The sequence below is a fragment of the Flavobacterium tyrosinilyticum genome, from assembly GCF_023656565.1.
In the GTDB taxonomy this organism is placed as follows: domain Bacteria; phylum Bacteroidota; class Bacteroidia; order Flavobacteriales; family Flavobacteriaceae; genus Flavobacterium; species Flavobacterium tyrosinilyticum.
In genome coordinates this window covers 302,095-323,163 of record NZ_JAMOKG010000003.1, presented here as the reverse complement: position 1 = coordinate 323,163, position 21,069 = coordinate 302,095, and the positions used below count along the sequence as shown (strand labels likewise).

15 protein-coding genes are annotated in these 21,069 nt (G+C 34.4%); 13 read left to right on the top strand and 2 right to left on the bottom strand.

Annotated elements, in window-relative coordinates; all coding sequences use genetic code 11:
- Positions 1-2: 2 nt before the first annotated feature.
- A complete protein-coding gene (locus NCC77_RS15830) occupies positions 3-941 on the bottom strand; it encodes an alpha/beta hydrolase (RefSeq protein WP_250836460.1) in 939 nt (312 codons plus the stop codon).
- A 409-nt stretch (positions 942-1,350) separates the two neighbouring features.
- On the opposite strand from NCC77_RS15830, the gene NCC77_RS15825 reads away from it, so the two are divergent.
- The 8 genes from NCC77_RS15825 to NCC77_RS15790 all read left to right on the top strand — a co-directional run bounded on the left by NCC77_RS15825 (position 1,351) and on the right by NCC77_RS15790 (position 11,176).
- Positions 1,351-2,820, top strand: coding sequence for an MFS transporter (locus NCC77_RS15825; RefSeq protein ID WP_250836459.1), 1,470 nt, complete (start codon positions 1,351-1,353; stop codon positions 2,818-2,820).
- 98 nt (positions 2,821-2,918) lie between these two features.
- A complete protein-coding gene (gene kduI / locus NCC77_RS15820; RefSeq protein ID WP_250836458.1) occupies positions 2,919-3,758 on the top strand; it encodes a 5-dehydro-4-deoxy-D-glucuronate isomerase in 840 nt (279 codons plus the stop codon).
- A 1-nt stretch (position 3,759) separates the two neighbouring features.
- Complete coding sequence (locus NCC77_RS15815) at positions 3,760-4,551, top strand: gluconate 5-dehydrogenase (RefSeq protein WP_250836457.1); 792 nt, start codon at positions 3,760-3,762, stop codon at positions 4,549-4,551.
- A gap of 24 nt (positions 4,552-4,575) precedes the next feature.
- The gene (gene uxaC, locus NCC77_RS15810) at positions 4,576-5,976 is read left to right on the top strand and encodes a glucuronate isomerase (protein ID WP_250836456.1); all 1,401 of its coding nucleotides are present in this window, start codon (positions 4,576-4,578) and stop codon (positions 5,974-5,976) included.
- A gap of 178 nt (positions 5,977-6,154) precedes the next feature.
- Positions 6,155-7,174: a sugar kinase gene (locus NCC77_RS15805; RefSeq protein WP_111425577.1), complete on the top strand. Its 1,020-nt coding sequence runs from the start codon at positions 6,155-6,157 to the stop codon at positions 7,172-7,174.
- A gap of 12 nt (positions 7,175-7,186) precedes the next feature.
- Positions 7,187-7,855, top strand: coding sequence for a bifunctional 4-hydroxy-2-oxoglutarate aldolase/2-dehydro-3-deoxy-phosphogluconate aldolase (locus NCC77_RS15800; protein ID WP_250836455.1), 669 nt, complete (start codon positions 7,187-7,189; stop codon positions 7,853-7,855).
- A gap of 220 nt (positions 7,856-8,075) precedes the next feature.
- Entirely contained in the window at positions 8,076-9,521 is a 1,446-nt protein-coding gene (locus NCC77_RS15795; protein WP_250836454.1) for a tagaturonate reductase, read from the top strand.
- A 32-nt stretch (positions 9,522-9,553) separates the two neighbouring features.
- Entirely contained in the window at positions 9,554-11,176 is a 1,623-nt protein-coding gene (locus tag NCC77_RS15790; RefSeq protein WP_250836453.1) for a UxaA family hydrolase, read from the top strand.
- A gap of 271 nt (positions 11,177-11,447) precedes the next feature.
- On the opposite strand, the gene NCC77_RS15785 is transcribed toward NCC77_RS15790, so the two are convergent.
- Positions 11,448-12,476, bottom strand: a complete 1,029-nt coding sequence (locus tag NCC77_RS15785) for a LacI family DNA-binding transcriptional regulator (protein ID WP_250836452.1) — start codon at positions 12,474-12,476, stop codon at positions 11,448-11,450.
- A gap of 288 nt (positions 12,477-12,764) precedes the next feature.
- Here NCC77_RS15785 and NCC77_RS15780 point away from each other — a divergent pair, with 288 nt between their 5' ends.
- The 5 genes from NCC77_RS15780 to NCC77_RS15760 all read left to right on the top strand — a co-directional run bounded on the left by NCC77_RS15780 (position 12,765) and on the right by NCC77_RS15760 (position 21,068).
- Positions 12,765-14,204, top strand: coding sequence for a glycoside hydrolase family 28 protein (locus NCC77_RS15780; RefSeq protein WP_250836451.1), 1,440 nt, complete (start codon positions 12,765-12,767; stop codon positions 14,202-14,204).
- A 30-nt stretch (positions 14,205-14,234) separates the two neighbouring features.
- On the top strand, positions 14,235-17,363 hold the full coding sequence (locus NCC77_RS15775; RefSeq protein ID WP_250836450.1) for a SusC/RagA family TonB-linked outer membrane protein: 3,129 nt from the start codon (positions 14,235-14,237) through the stop codon (positions 17,361-17,363).
- Between the two features lie 13 nt (positions 17,364-17,376).
- On the top strand, positions 17,377-19,050 hold the full coding sequence (locus NCC77_RS15770; RefSeq protein ID WP_250836449.1) for a RagB/SusD family nutrient uptake outer membrane protein: 1,674 nt from the start codon (positions 17,377-17,379) through the stop codon (positions 19,048-19,050).
- 99 nt (positions 19,051-19,149) lie between these two features.
- A complete protein-coding gene (locus NCC77_RS15765; protein WP_250836448.1) occupies positions 19,150-20,088 on the top strand; it encodes an alpha/beta hydrolase in 939 nt (312 codons plus the stop codon).
- A gap of 14 nt (positions 20,089-20,102) precedes the next feature.
- Positions 20,103-21,068 carry a DUF4861 family protein gene (locus NCC77_RS15760; RefSeq protein ID WP_250836447.1) on the top strand — a complete coding sequence of 322 codons (966 nt, stop codon included), beginning with the start codon at positions 20,103-20,105 and terminating at the stop codon, positions 21,066-21,068.
- The last annotated feature ends 1 nt before the right edge of the window (position 21,069 follow it).

The window sequence follows — 21,069 nt, the reverse complement described above, 5'->3', positions numbered from 1 at the left end:
TTTTAATTATATCCGTTTGCCTTGAGCCATTCAGCACAATCTCTAGTCCAGAATTTGTTTGTGTCGCTTATTCCTAATCCAAATCCGTGACCGCCTTTTTCATAGATGTGCAACTCTGCTGAGACTCCATTTTTCTTTAAAGCCAAATAGTAATTAATACTGTTTTCGGGTATAACAACCGTATCATCTGTAGCATGAATCAAGAAAGTAGGAGGCGTTTGAGAGGTCACTTTCTTTTCGTTAGAAAAAGAATCTATTAATTCTTTTGACGGATTTTCTCCAAGCAGATTGGTTTGAGAACCTTTGTGCGTAATTTCGTTTTCCATAGAAATCACAGGATAAATTAGCAGCGAAAAATCAGGACGTGCGCTTACTTTATAAGCAGATTCATAAACTTTATCATCATAATGAGTGGATGCCGTTGAAGCCAAATGTCCTCCAGCAGAAAAACCTAAAATTCCAACCTTATTAGGATCAATATTCCATTTTGCTGCATTTTGTCTTACGTAACGAATAGCTTCCTGAGCATCTTGCAATGGTCCAACGTTTTTGTTCTTCATCGTTAAATCAGTCGGCATTCTATATTTTAAAACAAATGCCGTAATCCCTAAGCTATTAAACCATTCAGCGACTTTTGTGCCTTCTTTATCAAAAGCCAAATGCGTGTAACCGCCACCCGGACAAATTACAACAGCAGTCTGATTTGGTTTGGTTTCTTTAGGAATAAAAATACTCAAAGTAGGAACAGAGACCTGACTTGTACTTTGTATTTTTCCGTCTTTTAGTTCTGGTTTTTCTTTGTAATTGGCTGCTTTAACTTCATCTGGAATTTTATTCCATAACGGGATTACTTGATTTTGTGCGCTCATAGAAAATAGCCCTGAAAAAAGAAGAAAACTCAACGTGATTCCTCTTGAAAATTGTGTTCTTGTAGTTTTCAATTTAATTTATAATTATTTGGTTTGTAATACTATACGTTTTTTGCTTCAAAAAATACAACCGATGGCCTAGATTATCGAAAATTGATGAAAAATTCTTTTTTTAATTGTGAATTTCAGGACAATTTTACCCCTTAAAAAGTATGAATTTCACCTGTTGGCTTTTAACAAATATATTGTTTAATGTGTAATTTTGTATTCTTTTTTTTATGTAATGTATTTATTTAAGGAGCTAAAATAATTTTTTATACAATATTATTTGGATTGTACAGATTAAAAACTATATTTGTGCAATCGATTACATTATTTTTCTTTGAAGGTGTTAATTTATTGATTTTAATATTTTTAGAAAGCAGTAAATATAGTCTTTTAAGATGACCAAAAATTACAAAAACTATAATACCCACTTACTATGAATCAAACCGAAACTGTTGCAGTAAATCAGAGTGTAAAAACCACAGGAAAATACCGTTGGAGTATTTGTGCATTGTTATTTTTTGCAACTACAATCAATTACTTGGATAGACAAGTGCTTTCCTTAACCTGGAGTGATTTTATTGCGCCAGAATTTCACTGGACCAATAACGACTACGGAAATATTACCGCTTTATTTTCTATTTTTTACGCGGTGTCATTATTGTTTGCAGGTAGATTTGTAGATTGGTTAGATACTAAAAAAGGATTTCTTTGGGCAATCGGAATTTGGTCTGTAGGAGCTTGTCTTCATGCTTTCTGCGGTATCGCGACTTCAGGAATTATTACAGGAGAATGGTTTGTAGGGTTTCACGGTTCAAAAGAAATAATCAGCACAATAAGCGATACAGCATTGGTAATCAATGTAAGTGTGGCTTTATTTATTTTTGCTCGTTTCGTTTTAGCAGTTGGAGAAGCAGGAAACTTTCCGGCGGCAATTAAAACGACAGCAGAATATTTTCCTAAAAAAGACAGAGCTTTTGCAACTAGTATTTTCAATGCGGGAGCAACAGTTGGAGCTTTAGCGGCGCCAATTACCATTCCGTTTATTGCAAAATCTTTCGGTTGGGAAATGTCTTTCATTATCATCGGAGCTTTAGGATTTGTCTGGATGGGATTCTGGATGTTTATGTATGATAAACCAGAGAAACATGCTAAAGTTACGGCAGAAGAATTAGCTTATATTCAGCAAGATGATATTGCCGACAGTAAATTAGTTGGTTATGTTCCAGAAACGACTTCAAAAGTTTCTTTAATGGAATGTTTTAAATACAAACAAACGTGGGCTTTTGCATTTGGTAAATTCATGACCGATGGGGTTTGGTGGTTCTTTTTATTCTGGACTCCTGCTTATTTGAGTTCTGTTTACGGAATGGATTCTACAGAAGCTGCACTTCCTTTATTTGTGCTATATATGATCACATTATTGTCAATTATTGGAGGATGGCTTCCAACTTATTTCGTAGAGAAAAAAGGAATGAATCCGTACGAAGGAAGAATGAGAGCGATGTTAATTTTTGCATTTTTCCCATTGTTGGCTTTAATCGCACAGCCTTTAGGATATATCAGTTACTGGGTTCCGGTAATTATAATCGGAATTGCAGGTGCAGCACACCAATCTTGGTCGGCAAATATTTTTACAACAGTAGGAGATATGTTTCCAAAAAAAGCCATTGCAACCATAACCGGAATTGGAGGTTTAGCAGGTGGTGTGGGTTCAACATTGATTAATAAAGGATCTGGAGTATTGTTTGATTATGCAAAAGATACCAATATGGTCTTTATGGGATTCAAAGGAATTGAGGCTGGATATTTTATTATTTTCTCCATTTGTGCTGTTTGCTACCTAACTGGTTGGATTGTAATGAAATCATTGGTTCCTAAATATAGCCCAATCACTGATTTATAAAGAAAAATGAATAGATTTGAAATATTTTTTTCGTTTCAATTATGCTATTTAAATATAAAAATATAATTTTGTGCAATCGATTACATTAAATTAAAATTATGACAAAATATAGTTCAAGATACGCGTCAAGCCCTGAAGCTGTTAAAAAGTATGATACACAGCAATTGAGAGAAGAATTCTTAATTGATGACTTAATGCAGGAAGATGAAGTAGTATTGGTTTATTCACACTACGACAGATACATTGCAGGTTCTGCAGTTCCTGTAAAAGGCGATTTAGCTCTAGAAACTATTGATCCACTTAAAGCTCCTTATTTTTTAGAAAGAAGAGAATTAGGAATCATCAATGTTGGAGGAAGCGGTTCGGTTGTGGTAGAAGGAACAACGTATGAGTTAGGTTTTAAAGATGCTTTGTACATCGGAGCTGGAAATAAAGAAGTGGTTTTTAAAAGTGACGACAAAAACAATCCTGCTAAATTCTATTTAAACTCTGCACCAGCGCATACCACTTATCCTACTAAGAAAGTAAGTTTAGCTGAAGCTAATAAACTGCAATTAGGAACAATGGAAACGGCAAATCACCGTACGGTAAACCAAATGATTATTGGAAGCGTGGTAACCACTTGCCAATTGCAAATGGGTATGACAGAATTAAAACCAGGAAGTGTTTGGAATACAATGCCAGCGCACGTCCACGATCGTAGAATGGAGGTTTATTTCTATTTGGATATTCCAGAAAATCAAGCAGTTTGTCACTTTATGGGACAGCCGCAGGAAACAAGACATATCTGGATGAACAATCATCAGGCAGTAATTTCTCCGCCTTGGTCTATTCACTCAGGTTCTGGAACTAGCAATTACACATTTATCTGGGGAATGGCTGGTGAAAACTTAGATTACGGAGATATGGATGTTTGTAAAATCACTGATTTAAGATAAGATGACAAATTTATTTGATATAAAAGGAAAAGTTGCCTTGATCACAGGAAGTACGCACGGACTGGGAATGGCAATGGCAAAAGGATTAGGTCAGGCGGGTGCAACAATTGTGGTGAATGGAAATTCTTCTCAAGAAAAAATTGACAATGCTGTAGCAGAATTAAAAAGTGAAGGCATCAATGCAGTTGGTTACAAATTTAATGTAACAGAAGAACAAGAAGTTAAAGCAGCTGTTGCGAAAATTGAAAGTGAAGTTGGACCAATCGATATCTTAATCAACAATGCTGGAATTATCAAAAGAATTCCGTTGCTAGATATGGAAGTGTCAGATTTCAGAGAAGTGGTAGATATTGATCTTGTAAGTCCGTTTATCGTTTCTAAGCATGTTGCCAAAGGAATGATTGAAAGAAGACAAGGAAAAATCATCAACATTTGCTCTATGATGAGTGAGTTGGGTAGAAATACCGTTTCTGCTTATGCTGCTGCAAAAGGAGGTTTGAAAATGCTGACGAAAAACATGGCGACAGAATGGGCAAAATACAATGTTCAGATTAACGGAATCGGTCCTGGATATTTTGCTACAGAACAGACAAAACCAATTCGTGTAGATGGACATCCATTTAACGATTTTATTATCAGCAGAACACCAGCAGCAAAATGGGGAGATCCAAGCGATTTGGCAGGAGCAGCGATATTTTTATCATCTAAAGCGAGTGATTTTGTAAACGGTCACATTTTATATGTTGACGGTGGAATCCTTGCAACAATCGGAAAACCTTCAAACGAAGAATAATTTTCAAATTATATTTTAAAAGACATGAGCCAGAAATTTATACACGATAATTTTTTATTAGAAAATAAATATGCTGAAGAGTTGTACCATAATTACTCTAAAAATCAGCCGATTATTGATTATCATAATCACTTAAATCCGCAGTTTATTGCAGAAGATAAAATCTTTGATAATATAACACAAGTTTGGATTAATGGTGACCATTACAAATGGCGTGCAATGCGTACATTGGGAATCAACGAGCAGTTTGTAACTGGAAATGGTTCAGATAAAGATAAGTTCTTAAACTGGGGAAAAACAGTTCCGTACACAATGCGTAATCCGTTGTATCACTGGACGCATTTAGAATTGGCTCGTTATTTTGATATTTATGATTTGTTGAATGAGAAATCGGCAGAGAAAATTTATATCGAAACTTCTGAGAAAATAAATTCTCAAGCATACAGTACGCAAAACCTTCTTAAAAAAGTAAATGCTGAATTAGTTTGTACTACAGAAGATCCAATTGATTCGTTAGAATTTCACCAAAAATTCGCTAACAATTCTACTGGAATCAAGATGAGTACGGCTTTCAGACCTGATAAAGCCATCTTAATTGCTAATGATGGATATAATGCATATCTGGACACATTAGGGGATGTGTCCGGAGTTGCAATTAATACTTATGCTGATTTACTTTCGGCATTAAGAAAAAGAATTGAATTCTTTAATGCAAACGGATGTAAATTAAGTGATCACGGATTGAATCAAATTGATTTTGAGAATTATACAGAAAGTGAAGTAAATGCTATTTTCAAAAAGAAAAGAGAAAATGGCGAATTGTCTCCAGAAGAAGTTTTAAAATTCCATAGTGCTATTTTGGTTTTCTTATCACAAACTTATCATGAGTTTGGATGGGTGCAACAATTTCACTTAGGAGCGTTGCGTAACAACAATGCACGTATGCACAGAATCTTAGGCCCGGATACAGGATGGGATTCTATTGGAGATTATCCGCAAGCACAAAAATTATCTGCTTTCTTAAATGCTTTAGACAGTAAAGATAAATTGACTAAAACGATTATCTATAACTTAAATCCTGCTGATAATGAAGTTATGGCAACGATGATTGGAAACTTCAACGACGGAAGCGTTCGCGGAAAAGTACAGTTTGGTTCTGGATGGTGGTTCTTAGATCAGAAAGATGGAATGACAAAACAATTGAACGCGCTTTCAAACATGGGCTTAATTAGCTGTTTTGTTGGAATGCTGACAGATTCTAGAAGTTTCTTATCGTTCCCAAGACACGAATATTTCAGACGTATTTTATGTAATCTTTTGGGAGACGAAATCAAAAGAGGAGAACTTCCAAACGATATGGAATGGATTGGGAAATTAGTTTCTGATATTTCATACAACAACGCTAAAGAATATTTTAAATTTTAATTTTTTTGAACCATTAAGGCATTAAGAAAATTAAGTTTTTGGTTTAATAAATAGTTACTTAAATAATAAAGATAATTAAGCGAGTGGGCTTAATAAACTTAACCTTTAATAGCAAAGAGAACATAAAGTAAAGCTTAATTTTCTTAATGCCTTAATGGTAAAATTTAAAAAAGATAATATGAGTAGAGTAGTTGCATTTGGAGAAATCATGCTGCGTTTATCGACAGAAAGACATTTACGTTTTTCGCAATCTACAGCATTTGGTGCTACGTATGGTGGCGGAGAATTCAATGTATGTGTTTCGTTGGCTAATTATGGCGTAAATGCTGAATTTGTTACCAGACTGCCTGAAAATGAAATTGGTTTTTCTGCATTAAAAGAAATCAGAAAAATGAATGTCGAATCTAAAAACATTGTTTACGGAGGAGAGCGTTTAGGAATTTATTTTTTAGAAACAGGTGCAGGAACTCGCGGAAGTAATGTCGTTTATGATCGTGCTCACAGTGCTATGTCAACTATCCAAAAAGGACAAGTTGACTGGGAAAAAGTTTTGGAAGGTGCAGAATGGTTTCACTGGAGCGGTATTACACCAGCGATTTCAGAAAGTGCAGCAGAAGCTTGTTTAGAAGCGATTAAAGTCGCTCATAAAAAAGGAATTAAAATTTCATGCGATTTAAACTATAGATCAAAACTTTGGCAATATGGTAAAACTCCAAGTGAGGTAATGCCAGAAATGCTAAAATACAGCAATGTGATTTTAGGAGATATCGATACCGCATATTTTATGTTAGGAATTCCGAAAGTAAATCCGAATTATCAGGATGAAAAATCGCTTCCAGCTGTATATGATAAATTGTTTGAATTGATTCCGAGCTTGAAAATCGCTGCAACGACGCTTCGTTATTCTGTTAGTGCTTCTCATCAGAGAATAGGCGGAATTTTATACGACGGAAAAGCAATTTACAGCGCAGCAGTAAAAGAAGTTACTCCTGTTGTAGATCGCGTAGGAAGTGGAGATGCCTTTATGGGCGGATTGATCTACGGTTTATTGGAATATAATAATAACCAGAGAGCATTAGATTTTGCAGTTGCAGCTTGCTGTTTAAAACATACCATTGCAGGAGATTACAACTTGGTTACCTTAAAAGAAGTTGAAAATATGATTGATGGTGATGGTTCTGCATTAGTATCGAGATAATTTTAAATAAAAATGGCAAAATATTCAAGAATTGAAGTAGCTCAGACAATGAAAGAGAATGGTATGGTTCCGTTGTTTTTTCATTCTGATATTGAGTTGAGTAAAAAAGTTTTAAAAGCCTGTTATGACGGAGGTTCCAGATTAATGGAATTTACAAGCAGAGGTGATTTTGCTCACGAAGTTTTCGGAGCTTTAAATAAATATGCTTTGGCAGAACTACCAGGAATGATCCTAGGAGTTGGTTCTATTACAGATGCAGCTTCGGCTTCATTGTACATGAGTTTAGGAGCTAATTTTATTGTAACACCTGTTTTTAGAGAAGATATAGCTATAGCTTGTAATCGCAGAAAAGTGCTTTGGTCACCAGGTTGCGGTACTTTGACTGAAATTGCAAGAGCAGAAGAATTGGGCTGTGAAATTGTAAAATTATTTCCAGCTGATACTTACGGACCAGAGTTTATTAAAGCGATAAAAGGTCCATGTCCGTGGACCAACATTATGCCGACAGGAGGCGTTTATCCAACGGTTGAAAGTTTAAGTTCATGGTTGAATGCCGGTGCAACTTGTGTTGGTTTAGGTTCGCAATTAATTTCAAAAGATATTTTGGATAACAAAGACTTCGACGGACTAACTGCAAAAGTGAAACAGGTTCTTGACATTATAAAAGATATTAGAAAATAGATTAAGGGGTAATCATGCCTAACTCCTTATTTTATAAGTTTTTTTTAGATTTTTAGAGATTGTAATAGAGCATTGCGCTTGAAAAATGGAGTCCGCCATTCCTCACAGCAGCTTTTATTTTACTCAATCGAGTGTGATGCTTCTTTTACAATTTTAAAGGCAGAAATGAAGAAATAAGGTTTATAAATGGTTATTTATAACGCATTAAAGAAAATTTAAAATGAAAAAATTAAATAGAATAAATACAGGATTAGAAAAGTTACAGCCAATTAAGGTAGTTCAGTTTGGAGAAGGTAACTTTTTAAGAGCCTTTGTTGATTATGCTTTTGACAAATTAAATAAAGAAGTTGATTTTAATGCCGGTATTGCAGTAGTTCAGCCTTTGAAAGACGGTATGGTAAATATGATTAATGCTCAGGACGGTCTTTATACCTTGTTTATGAACGGAATCAAAAAAGGTGAAAAGATACAAGATATTCAGTTAATTAATAATATTGTAAAAACTATAAACCCATATACTGAATTTGCAAATTATTTGGCTTTAGCCAAAGAAGAAGAACTTCAGTTTATTGTTTCTAATACTACAGAAGCTGGAATTGAATTTATTGAAAGTGATACTCCAGACATGCATCCACCAGTGTCATTTCCTGCAAAATTGACGGTTTTATTGTATGAAAGATTTAAACATTTTAATGGAGATGCTTCTAAAGGAGTTACAATAATTCCTTGTGAATTAATTGATTATAACTCTGAGACGCTTAAAAAATATATTTTGCAATATGTTGATTTATGGAAATTAGAGGATGCATTTAAAACTTGGGTATCAGATGCTTGTACGTATCATAGTACTTTGGTTGATAGAATTGTTCCTGGATATCCAAGAGCTGAAATTGAAGAATACAATAATAAATTAGATTATGAGGACAATTTAATTGTTGCCGCTGAACCTTTTTTCCTTTGGGCTATTGAAGGTGGAGATGATCTAAAAGCAAAATTGCCTTTTCATAAAACAGATTTGAATGTAAAAATCGTTGATGATATACGTCCTTTTAAAATGATTAAAGTTCGTATTTTAAACGGTGCGCATACAGCAATGGTTCCTTTTTCACTTTTGCATGGTAATAAATTAGTAATGGAAACTGTTAACGGAGATTTTACAGGAAAATTTGTAAATAGCGTTATTAGTGAAATTAGTGAAACTCTTGATATGGACAAAAATGAAATTACGGCCTATTCTGAGGAAGTAATGGATCGATTTAAAAATCCATTTATCAAACATGCACTTGCTGATATTGCATTAAATTCTGTATCAAAATTCAAAGTAAGAGTTTTGCCTAGTTTATTAGGATATTATAAGGCAAACAAAGAATTACCTGTTAATTTGACTTTTTCATTAGCGAGCTTAATTCGTTTCTACAAAGGAACTTGGAATGGTCAAAGTTTACCAGTTAAAGATGGTGAAGATATTACAACATTCTTTAACGGACTTTGGAAGTCTGATGATTACGAGAAAATTGCTCGTTTAACATTACAAAACAAAGGTTTCTGGGACCAGGATTTAACTGAAATTCCAGGTTTAACAAGAGCAATTACAATTGCTTTAGAAGAAATAGATTCAAATGGAATTGAAGCTGGTTTTGCTAAGTTTCAAGAAAGAATAAAATAAAAAAAACACAACAAAAAGAACAAAGGTTAATTATGGCAACGCAGAAAAAATTAATAAAAGTTCACTCAACCGACAATGTTGCGGTTGCTTTGGTGGATCTTACTGCAGGCGAAGTGATTGATTTTGAAGGACAATCAATTACCGTAGAGTCTGATGTAAAAATGAAACATAAGATTGCAATGGTTCCTTTTAATGTAGGGGACAGAATCATTATGTATGGTGTTTTAGTAGGAAAGGCAAGCTCTAAAATCGAAAAAGGCGGTTTGCTTTCTACTGCAAATGTAAAACACGAAAGCGATAAAGTTACAGGTAAAACTGAAACTATTGGCTGGAATGCTCCAAATGTGGACAAGTGGAAAGACAGAACGTGGCAGGGCTATCATAGAGAAGATGGGCAGGTTGGAACAGAAAATGTATGGTTGTTTTTTCCATTAGTTTTTTGTGAAAACAGAAACATCGAAATCTTAAAAGATATTTTTGAGAAGGAATTGATGAAGCCAAAAGAGAACGATTATCAGTTATTGTTGCGTTCTTTGGTAAAATCAGAAACGGGTGGAGCAGGAAATCAAGAAGCTTCAAACGATGCTAATTTGTTTAATAATATAGAAGTGAAATTCATCACGCACCAAGGTGGTTGTGGTGGAATTCGTCAAGATTCTCATAGTTTAGCGAAGCTTTTGGCTGGATATGTAAACAATCCAAACGTGGCTGGAGCAACGGTTTTAAGTTTAGGATGCCAGAATCTTCAAATTTCAATTTTCAAAGAAGCTTTAGATGCGATTAATCCAAACAGTAAAAAACCTGTTTTAATTTACGATCAGCAATCTATCGGAACAATTGAAACGATGTTGAGCAGTGTGGTAAAAGATACTTTTGAAGCCATTAAAAAGGCAAACGAAATTAAGAGAGAGCCAGCTCCATTATCTAAACTAAGAATTGGTTTAGAGTGTGGTGGATCTGACGGATTCTCTGGGATTTCTGCAAACCCAACCTTGGGAGTATTGTCTGATCATTTAGTTGCTTTGGGAGGAACTACAATTCTTTCTGAATTTCCTGAATTATGTGGAGTAGAGCAGGAATTAGTAAATCGTTGCATAGATGATGAGGATGGAAAACGTTTCTTAGACTTAATGAAATGGTACGAAAAAACAGTTGTTGATGCAGGTTCAGGATTTGATATGAATCCGTCTCCAGGTAACATTAAAGACGGTTTGATTACAGATGCTATGAAATCGGCTGGTGCTGCTAAAAAAGGTGGGACATCGCCAATTACAGGTGTTTTTGATTATGGAGAATATATTAACGAACCAGGCTTTACATTGTTATGTACGCCAGGAAATGACGTAGAATGTACTACTGCAATGGTTGGTTCTGGAGCTAATATGGTATTGTTTACAACAGGATTAGGAACTCCAACAGGAAACCCAATTGCACCGGTTGTAAAGATTTCATCAAACACGCAATTAGCAAACAAAATGTCTGATATTATCGATATTGATACTGGTGGAATTATCACTGGAGAAAAATCAATTGAAGAAATGGCTGACGAAATGTTAGAATTTATTATTGATGTTGCAAGTGGTACTATTAAAACAAAAGCAGCAATTTTAAATCAGAACGATTTTATTCCTTGGAAAAGAGGGGTGTCACTTTAAGTTTTTTAGGTACAAAGGTACAGAGATACAAAGTGACAAAGGTTTATATAGAAGACGCACAATAATAGTGCGTCTTTTTTTTTTTTTTTTTTTTTGAGAAAGCTTCGGAGAAGCGAAATATTTATAGCAAAAGATTAACCGGTTGCAACATAAAGCTCCAGAGGAGGGACATGTATTTAGGTTGAAAAAAAATATTTCGCTTCTCCGAAGCTTTCATAAAAAAAAGCCCATTCTAAAACGGGCTTATATAACTTATATGGTAAAAAAAATATTAAAAATTAGTTCGTGTAGAAGATTTACGAATATGTAATTCAGGTGCAAGAACAACTTTCTTTTCTATTTTAATGGTATCTGTTTTGTCTACTTGTTCTAAGAAAACGCGCGCAGACATTCTTCCCATTTCTAATGGTGACTGATCTACAGAGGTGATTGATAATTCCATGAATTTTGTAAAAGGCTCGTTACTGAAACCCGCAACACAAAACTCACTCGGAATACTGATATTTCGCTCTTTTAGCTCTTGTATTGCTCCTAAAGCAGCGAAATCACTCGAAGAAAAAATAGCATCTGGAGGAGTTTCTAATTGTAAAAGTTTATCCACAGCATCTTTACCGGCCTCTACGCTACTTTTAGTAAAAATAACATACTCTTCGTTAAAAGGAAGTCCGTTATCCAATAAAGCTTGTTTGTATCCTAAAAACCTGTTTTTGAAAATGTCTAACGATTGATCTCCAGAGAAATGAGCAATATTTCTGCAACCTTCATCTATTAAGTGTTTAGTTGCTAAATAACCGCCTTTAAAGTCATTAATGGTTACAGAACTTACTCCATCAATGTGTTTGCTTCTATCAAAAAAGATCAGCGGTACATTTTTTTCTAATACATTTCTGAATGCACTATCATTCTCATCTGAAATACCAGTAACCGACATCATAATACCATCTACTTGTGCATCTACTAATGTATGAAGGTTTTCGTTTTCTCTTTTTATGCTTTCATGCGTCTGACAAATGATAACTTGATAGCCATGAGGATAAAGCTCTTCTTCGATTCCTCGAATTACAGAAGCAAAAAAATTGCTGTCAATACGCGGAACAATAACTCCGATATTATTACTTCGACCGCTTTTTAAAGCTAAAGCAAGTTTGTTTTGCTTATAGTTCATCGCAGCAGCAGTTTTGATTACCAACTCTCGCGTCGCTTCCTTTATTTTAGGATTATTGTTTAACGCTCTGGAAACAGTTGCAGCAGTGATGTTTAATTTTTCAGCAATATCGTAAATAGTTACTTTTTCACTCATTCAAAAAAAGTTTTTCGGATTATTTTTAGACAAAAGTACATTTTTTTTCATTACTTAATAAAAATTGTTATCGATTACCGTATTGAAAAACTCAAACGTTTTAGATTTTACAATGATAATAAATTATCTAATTTTTTGCATTAAATGTAATTAATTTTTGTAATAAAAATTAAATATATAATTTTTTTCTAAATTAATTTGGTCTCTTAGAACAATTTTTCTACTTTCGTGTAATCGATTACATAAAACCTGATGTTTTTGATATTCAAATAAGAAAAATCTGTGCAAATGACTACAAATAAGATAATCACATTTAAAAAGATTCTTTTTTTAGCTGCTTTAGGGCTTTTGATAGCATCGTGCGCTAGATATTCTTCTTCAATTTCTTCAGAGAATCCATGGAAAAGAATGGATTTAGTGATAAAAAGCATTCCTCAAACGCATTTCTCAGATAAAGTATATAACATAAATGATTTTGGTGCTATTGCAGATGGAAAAACGTTAAACACTTTGGCTTTCCAAAAAGCAATACAAGAGTGTTCAAAAAATGGTGGAGGAAAAGTTTTGGTTCCAAACGGAAAATATTTAACAGGAGCCATTCATTTAGAAAATAATGTCAATTTGCATTTAGAAGATCATGCTGAGATTCTTTTTAGTTTAAATCCGAAAGATTATCCTATTGTTCATACTTCTTGGGAAGGAACGGAAGTCATGAATTATTCTCCGCTTATTTATGCAAAGAACAAAACCAATATTGCTGTTACAGGAAAGGGAACCTTAAACGGTCAAGCAGACAGTACCAATTGGTGGATCTGGTCGGGAGGAAAAGATTATGGGTGGAAAAAAGGGATTCCGTCTCAGAACGATCCAACGAATCGTGAAGTTCTGGTAGATATGGCAGAAAAAGGAATTCCAGTTTCAGAAAGAATTTTTGGTGAAGGACGCTACTTAAGACCAAATTTCATTGAGTTTTTTGAATGTAATACGGCTTTAATAAAAGATGTAAAAATTATTAATTCGCCTTTTTGGATTTTACACCCTATAAAAACAAACAACATGATTATTGACGGAGTAACGGTTAATAGCCATGGTCCTAATAATGATGGCTGCGATCCAGAATATTCGCAGAATATTTTAATCAGAAACTGCACGTTCAATACAGGGGATGATTGTATTGCTATAAAAGCAGGACGTGACGGAGATGGTAGAAGAGTGGCAATACCAAGTAAAAATATCATTGTACAAAACTGCAAAATGATCGATGGTCATGGCGGTGTTGTAATTGGAAGCGAAATTTCAGCAGGAGTAAATAATGTTTTTGTTGAAAATTGTGTTATGGATAGTCCGCATTTAGATCGTGCCATTCGTATCAAAACCAATTCGAAAAGAGGTGGAGTCATTGAAGATATTTATGTACGAAATCTAGAAGTGGGAACTGTAAAAGAATGTGTTTTAAAACTAAACATGTTTTACAATGTATACGGATCTCAAACAGGAAACTTTATTCCAGTAATCAGAAATGTAAGCTTAGAGAATGTAACTGTAAAAAACGGTGGAAAATACAGCGTTTGGGCAGAAGGTTATGCAGCATCTCCAGTAGAGAATATTACACTAAAAAATGTAAAAATCCAGAAAGTAGATTCTGTTTATTTATTAAAAAACGTAAAAAACATAAATTTTATAAATACCTATATTAATGAGAAAAAAGTAGAATCTATCAACAATTAAACACTATCAATTAACCAAACTTTAAACCACATGAGTATTAAACAATTATCTGAGAAAAAAGATAAGTACTTTGTATTTTTCTTTTTCCTGAATTTTTTGCTGTGCAGTTCTATTTACGCACAGTCAACAACAATTGAAGGGAAGATTACCGACGCTACAGGTATGTCGCTGCCAGGGGTAAACATTAATGAAAAGGGAACAAAAAACGGAACTTCGACAGATTTTGAAGGAAGTTTCAAAATTAATGTATCAAACAGTAAAGCGACTTTAATAATTAGCTATTTAGGATTTCAGACACAAGAAGTAAATGTTGCTGGAAAAACTAAAATCAATGTAAGTTTAGCAGAACAATCAAACGCATTAACAGAAGTTGTGGTTGTAGGATACGGTTCTGTAAAAAAGACAGATCTTACAGGATCTGTTAGTACCATTAGTGCTGCCACTATCACCGAAAGAAATACGATCAATCCTTTAGAGGCTATTCAAGGTAGTACGCCTGGGGTTCAGATTTCATCTTCATCGGGACGTGCGGGAGACGGATTTAAAGTAGTAATTAGAGGAAATAATTCCCTAATTGCAGATTCCAATAATCCAAGTGTGGTTGGTTCTTCGCCTTTATACGTTGTAGATGGTGTGCCAATGGATGGAATTGATTTCTTAAATCCGCAGGATATTGCCAGAATGGATGTTTTAAAAGATGCTTCTTCTGCTGCAATTTACGGTTCTAGAGGATCAAACGGGGTTATTATCGTAACAACAAAAAGCGGAACTAGCGCAAAAGCAGGAATCAGTGTAACTTTTGACACTTCTTACGGAAATAAAATTGCGACTAGATTGCCAAAAATGATGACCGGAGAAGAGTGGTGGAAATTCCATCAAGTTGCTTACATGAGCGCAACGCCTCTTACACAAACGCCAGCTCAATTAGCATCTTTAGCTGGAAACCAAAGTCCATTATTGGTTTCTCGTGCCAACAGCGGTTACAATTTTGACTGGTATGATGCGGTACTTAAATCAGGAATGACAGAGAATAATTATTTAAATATTTCTGGACGTTCAGATTCTGGTTTAAGCTATAACTTAGGATTCGGAATTCAGAGTGATCGTGGTCTTATTGAAAATGATGCTACAGATAAATACTCTTTTAAATTAGGGTTAAATCATAAAATAAACGACAAATTTTCTACAGGAGTAAACGTTACAATCGCAAGATTAGATAATCAATTAGGAAGTGATTTGGCAATGCAAGATGCATTTAGATTAAGCCCGCTTATGTCTCCATGGGCAGTTGATGCGCAAGGAAATGAGAAAGTAGGAACTTTATTTTTCTTGCCTGGAAAATTAACGTATCCTGATGGCTCTTGGGCAATTAACAAAACGTCTACAGTGAACCCTTTAATGGAGATTGCAAATTCTTCTCAAACAGAAAAAACATGGCAAACTGTAGGAAACGCGTATTTCCAATATCAGCCACTAAAATGGCTTTCGTTCAAAACAACATTTGCTGCAGGAATTATGGATACTCAAAATTCTAAAGCTTACACTGCACAAACAAATGCAGGGGTAACCTTAAACGGAAAAAACTCAGCAACTTTAGAAAACATAAACAACTTCAATTATACTTGGGACAATCAAATCGATTTGAAACATACTTTCAATGAAGTTCACGATGTAAGTGTTTTATTATTGCAAAGTTTGTATTCAAATACAGACGAAAACTCTTATATGTATTCTAATAGTCAGCCTTTTGATGTTGGAACAGATAATATGGGTTCTGGTGCGCAAACGAGTTATGTAATAAGATCGGCTTTTGCGAAAAATACCTTAAACTCATATGCAGTGCGTTTAAATTATGCATTTAAAGACAAATATTTGATTACCGCTTCTACAAGATGGGATGGTTCGTCTGTTTTATCTGAAGGTAACAAATGGGAAAGTTTTCCATCATTAGCCTTAGGATGGAAACTTAGTAAAGAATCATTTTTAGCAAACAGCTCAGTTGTTTCAGATTTAAAATTGCGTGCTAGTATTGGTTATACAGGAAACGATAACGTAGCTCCTTATACATCTCAAGCACTTTTAAACCAACAGACATTCTATGCGCAAGGTTCAAATGTTATTCCAGGTTGGCAGTCAGAGAATTTGGCAAATCCAAATTTAACTTGGGAAAAAACAAGAGAATACAACTTAGGTCTTGATTTTGGATTCTTAAAAAATAGAATTTCGGGTACAATTGATGTTTACGATAGATTATCAGATAATTTGATTTACAAACAGCAATTGCCATCAGAAACAGGTTGGAAAAATACGTTTGCAAATGTTGGATCTGTTAGCAATAAAGGTATAGAAGCTTTATTAACTACAAAAAACATTAAGTCTGGAAAAGTAACTTGGGAAACGACTTTTACTTTTACTAAAAACGTAAATAAATTAGAGTCAATTTACAATCAGGACAAAGTAAGTGATATTGGAAACAAATTGATACTTGGCGCGCCATTAAACCCAAATTACAATTATGTTTATGATGGAGTTTGGCAAGAAAGCGAAGCCGCTCAGGCAGCCTCTTACGGAATGGCTCCTGGACAGGCAAGACCAAAAGATTTAAACGGAGATGGTAAATTTAATCAAGACGATAGAACAGTAATTGGAAATCCAAATCCAGAATGGCAAGGAAGTTTATATTCTAAATTAGTTGTCGGACAATTTGATTTTAATTTTTCTGTCTTAACAAGCCAAGGGCAGACTGTTTTAAGTACTTTCCACCAAAACTTTGCCGATGTAAGCGATAGAGGACGTCAAAAAATAGCAATGGATTACTTTATTCCAACAAATGGTACAGGAATCGAGGCTAATGCAAATAATACAAACCCAAGACCAGGACCTGTTGCAACAGGTGCAGGAGCCTATTGGTCTTCTCTTTTTGGGTATTATAGAGATGTTTCTTACGTGAAAATCAAAAATATATCTTTAGGTTACACTTTAGATTCTGAATTATTGAAAAAACTAAAAATTTCTAATTTCAGAATTTATGTGAATGTTCTAGATCCATTTGTGTTTACAGATTTTGATGGTTATGATCCAGAATGGGCAGCTTCTCCTTTTGGAGTAAACCGACCAGCGGCAGTAACTACACAATTAGGATTAAGTGTTAAATTTTAATAAAGATATTCAAATGAAAAAAATATTAGTAATGATAGGAATAATCGCTGCAGCTGTAAGTTCTTGTAGTGATTATATTGAAGAAGATAGCCGCTCTTTTGTACCGGCAGACGCAACATATAAAACAGCATCTGGATTCCAGTTATTGGTTAACACAAACTATGCTTGGCTAAAAGGAATTTATGGCGGAAACCCATGGCTTTTTGAAGCAGGAACCGATATGTATGCTGAAGGAAGAACTCCAGAACCAGCAGGATTAAGCCAGTATACACTTTTAATTCCTTCGTCAGACAACGTAGCCGATTTGTATACTTCTTGTTATCAGCAGATTCAAGCAGTAAACAAGACGGTATATTATTCTACAATTACAGAACAGACACCAAATTTAAATACACTTGTTGGTGAGGCACGTTATTTAAGAGCAAATGCTTATTTCTTATTAGTGCAGACTTATGGTGGTGTGCCGATTGTTTTAGATAATATTACCACTCCAGTTTTATCTTTTACAAGAAATACTGCTGAGGAAGTGTACACACAAATTATTGCAGATTTAGATTTTGCTTTGGCGAATGTTGGAACTACGGCTTATGGTACTACAGGAAGAGTAAATAAAAGAGCAGTAAACGATTTATTGGCAAAAGTATATTTAACAAGAGGATATGAAACTTTCGGAAAAGCAGATGATTTCTCTAAAGCAGCGACTTACGCCGATGCAGCAATTGCAGGTCAAACTTTAGCAATTGCATTCGATCAACTATTTAAACCAGGAAATGATCTAAATGCAGAAACGATTTTTTCTGTGCAATACGATAAAGCTTCTACAAGTACAGATCCGACAAAATTGGGGAACAATCAGTTTTACTATTTCAGTTCTTATTTAGGAGGAGCAGAAACAGGAGCTCCATTAAGAAGTTATAATTTATGTCCAACAGATTATGCTTTAGGCTTATATGAAAAAGGTGATGCAAGATGGAATGCTACTTTCATGACTGAAATTTTAGAAGGACCTGAAACAACAAACGGAGTTACAAAAACTATTTTATACTATCCGTACTACAGAAGCTCAAATCCATCTTCTTTAAAAATAAGACATTTTTACGAGCCAAAATGGTTTACAGCGGCAGATAAAGCGGCTTATATGACAACTAATGCTTCTAGATTAGCTTCGACATTTGTATATCACCCTTGGGGAGAATATTCTGCAGCTCATACGCTAATTAAAAACTTAGACTGTTATACTATTCCAGTTAAGAAATTTGACGATCCAGATCCAACTACTCCATCAAGTACAGGGCCTGTAAGTACAAGAGATATTATTGTTTCTAGACTTGGAGAAACGTACTTAGTTGCAGCAGAAGCTTATTTAAAAGCAGGAAATCCAGGAACAGGATTAGCTCGTTTAAATGAAGTAAGAAGAAGAGCAGGTGTTGCCAATGCAACTGCAACTCAATTTAATATCGACTATATCTTAGACGAAAGAGGACGTGAACTATTAGGAGAATACAAACGCTGGTTCGACTTAAAACGTACAGGAACTTTAGTAGCAAGAGCTTCAGCTCATAATTATAAAATTAAAGAAGCAAATTTTGTTGGTATAGATGGAAAGCTTAAAATTTTAAGACCAATTCCACAATCAGCTTTAGATTTGAATCAGAATAAAGATTTTCCTCAAAATCCTGGTTATTAGTAATTTGTTAGTTTTTTGAGAACTATGTTTTTTGAAGTAGTTAAAAAGGAGTTTGACTATAGTCGAACTCCTTTCTTAACTAAAAAGTAAAGATTAAAAATGCAAAAATTTAAGTTAATCTTAGTGTTGTTTTTTAATGTCCTTGTAATGCAAAGTCAGCAGTACCAAGTAGATACGTCGTATACCATAAAAAGCACTTACGCTAAGTTAATTAAGAAGCATCCGTTTATTACAATTCCAGAAATAAAAGCAAATCCAGATGTCAAAGAAATGTTCGATCTGGTTTACAATCAAGAGCAAGATCGTGTTTTGCATTTTGATGCTTTTATCAACACAAAAAAGAAAAAAAATCCAGCAGTGATTCTGATTCATGGCGGAGGTTGGAGATCGGGAAACAAAAGCCAAATGCAGTTTATAGGAAAAGAAATTGCAGCAAAAGGCTATTCTTGTTTTGCAATCGAATACAGATTATCATTAGAGGCAAAATATCCTGAAGGTGTTATTGATGTCAAGAATGCAATAAAATTTATAAAAGACAATGCGGCGAAATTTAAGGTAGATCCAAACAAAATTGCGGTTTTAGGCTGTTCTTCGGGAGGGCAAATGGCAGCTTTGATTGGTACAACAAATAATTATCTGCTTTTTGAAGATAAAAATTTTAAAAGCCGTTCTTCTTCAAAAGTTCATGCCATAATAGATGTTGACGGCGTTTTGGCATTCAAGCATCCAGAATCATCAGAAGGAGATATGGCAGCATTTTGGTTAGGAGGAAAATCAGATGAGATACCAGAAAATTGGAAAAATGCCTCGGCACTAAGTCATACAGACAAAAATACACCGCCCGTATTATACATCTGCAGCAGTATTCCGAGATTTCATGCAGGAAGAGACGATATGATTCAGATTTTGAACAATTATAAAATCTACAATGAAGTGCAGACGATTCCAGATTCGCCACATTCATTTTGGTTTTATGATCCTTGGTTTACACAAACAATCACGTACAGTGTACGATTTTTAGATAAAATTTTTAAATAATATAGAATACAGAAATGAAAGCAAAAATCACCACAGCAATTTTATTTTTCGCGGGTTTAACTGCCATAAACGCGCAGAAATACGATATTAAAAAGAACAAAACTTACGCCGAAATATCTGCAAAAACAGACGGAAAATGGGAAGGAAGAAAGTATAAAGGCGGCACTGTTTTTAAAAATGTGGACCGATTAAAATTGGCTCCTGAACATACAGATCACTCTTTCGACATTCGTTACGAAGGGCCAGGCTGGGAAAATAACAGAATTGGATACCGTTTGTATTTAGATTGGAGAAATGCTATCGATATCTTCGGAAAAAAGACTTCAGAGAACATCCTTCCACTTGTAGGTCAAGACGGATTTGATTCTTATCACAATATGAGCGATTGGGGAGCTGATATTTTAAAAGCTGGAAAAGGAATCGGAATTGGTTCTATCGATCGTTATTTAAACAGCGAAAAATTGCACTTCCGTGAAGTAGATTCAACAATTGCAACAGTGGCTAATAAATCGAACGAATCTATAGTAAAAGTAAATTACTATGGATGGAAAACAGCTTCAGATAAGATTGATTTTATTTCAGAATTGACTATTAAGCCAGATCAGCTTTATACACAGCATACAATTAAAGCTTCGCAAGCAATACAAGGAATCTGTACGGGAATTGTTAAGACAAAAACGGGTGAATTGCTTAAAAAAGAAAGCAAAAATAAAAAATGGGCATATTTGGCAACTTACGGAGAACAATCTTTGGTTCCAGACAAGTTAGGAATGGCAATTTTTTATGAAATTAGTACTATCGAAAATATTGCTGATACAGATTTAGATTATCTTTTAGTTTTTAAACCAACTACAAAAGCAGTGACTTTTTACCTTTTAGGGGCTTGGGAGCAAGAAGTAAACGGAATCAAAACAAAAGAAGAATTTGCACAATATTTAGACAAACAATTAGAAGTACTGAATAAAAAAGGCAAAATGTAAT

Coding starts and splice junctions, on each gene's coding strand:
- NCC77_RS15825 (WP_250836459.1), top strand. CDS start 1,351: ATGAATCAAACCGAAACTGTTGCAGTAAATCAGAGTGTAAAAACCACA.
- kduI (WP_250836458.1), top strand. CDS start 2,919: ATGACAAAATATAGTTCAAGATACGCGTCAAGCCCTGAAGCTGTTAAA.
- NCC77_RS15815 (WP_250836457.1), top strand. CDS start 3,760: ATGACAAATTTATTTGATATAAAAGGAAAAGTTGCCTTGATCACAGGA.
- uxaC (WP_250836456.1), top strand. CDS start 4,576: ATGAGCCAGAAATTTATACACGATAATTTTTTATTAGAAAATAAATAT.
- NCC77_RS15805 (WP_111425577.1), top strand. CDS start 6,155: ATGAGTAGAGTAGTTGCATTTGGAGAAATCATGCTGCGTTTATCGACA.
- NCC77_RS15800 (WP_250836455.1), top strand. CDS start 7,187: ATGGCAAAATATTCAAGAATTGAAGTAGCTCAGACAATGAAAGAGAAT.
- NCC77_RS15795 (WP_250836454.1), top strand. CDS start 8,076: ATGAAAAAATTAAATAGAATAAATACAGGATTAGAAAAGTTACAGCCA.
- NCC77_RS15790 (WP_250836453.1), top strand. CDS start 9,554: ATGGCAACGCAGAAAAAATTAATAAAAGTTCACTCAACCGACAATGTT.
- NCC77_RS15785 (WP_250836452.1), bottom strand. CDS start 12,476: ATGAGTGAAAAAGTAACTATTTACGATATTGCTGAAAAATTAAACATC.
- NCC77_RS15780 (WP_250836451.1), top strand. CDS start 12,765: ATGACTACAAATAAGATAATCACATTTAAAAAGATTCTTTTTTTAGCT.
- NCC77_RS15775 (WP_250836450.1), top strand. CDS start 14,235: ATGAGTATTAAACAATTATCTGAGAAAAAAGATAAGTACTTTGTATTT.
- NCC77_RS15770 (WP_250836449.1), top strand. CDS start 17,377: ATGAAAAAAATATTAGTAATGATAGGAATAATCGCTGCAGCTGTAAGT.
- NCC77_RS15765 (WP_250836448.1), top strand. CDS start 19,150: ATGCAAAAATTTAAGTTAATCTTAGTGTTGTTTTTTAATGTCCTTGTA.
- NCC77_RS15760 (WP_250836447.1), top strand. CDS start 20,103: ATGAAAGCAAAAATCACCACAGCAATTTTATTTTTCGCGGGTTTAACT.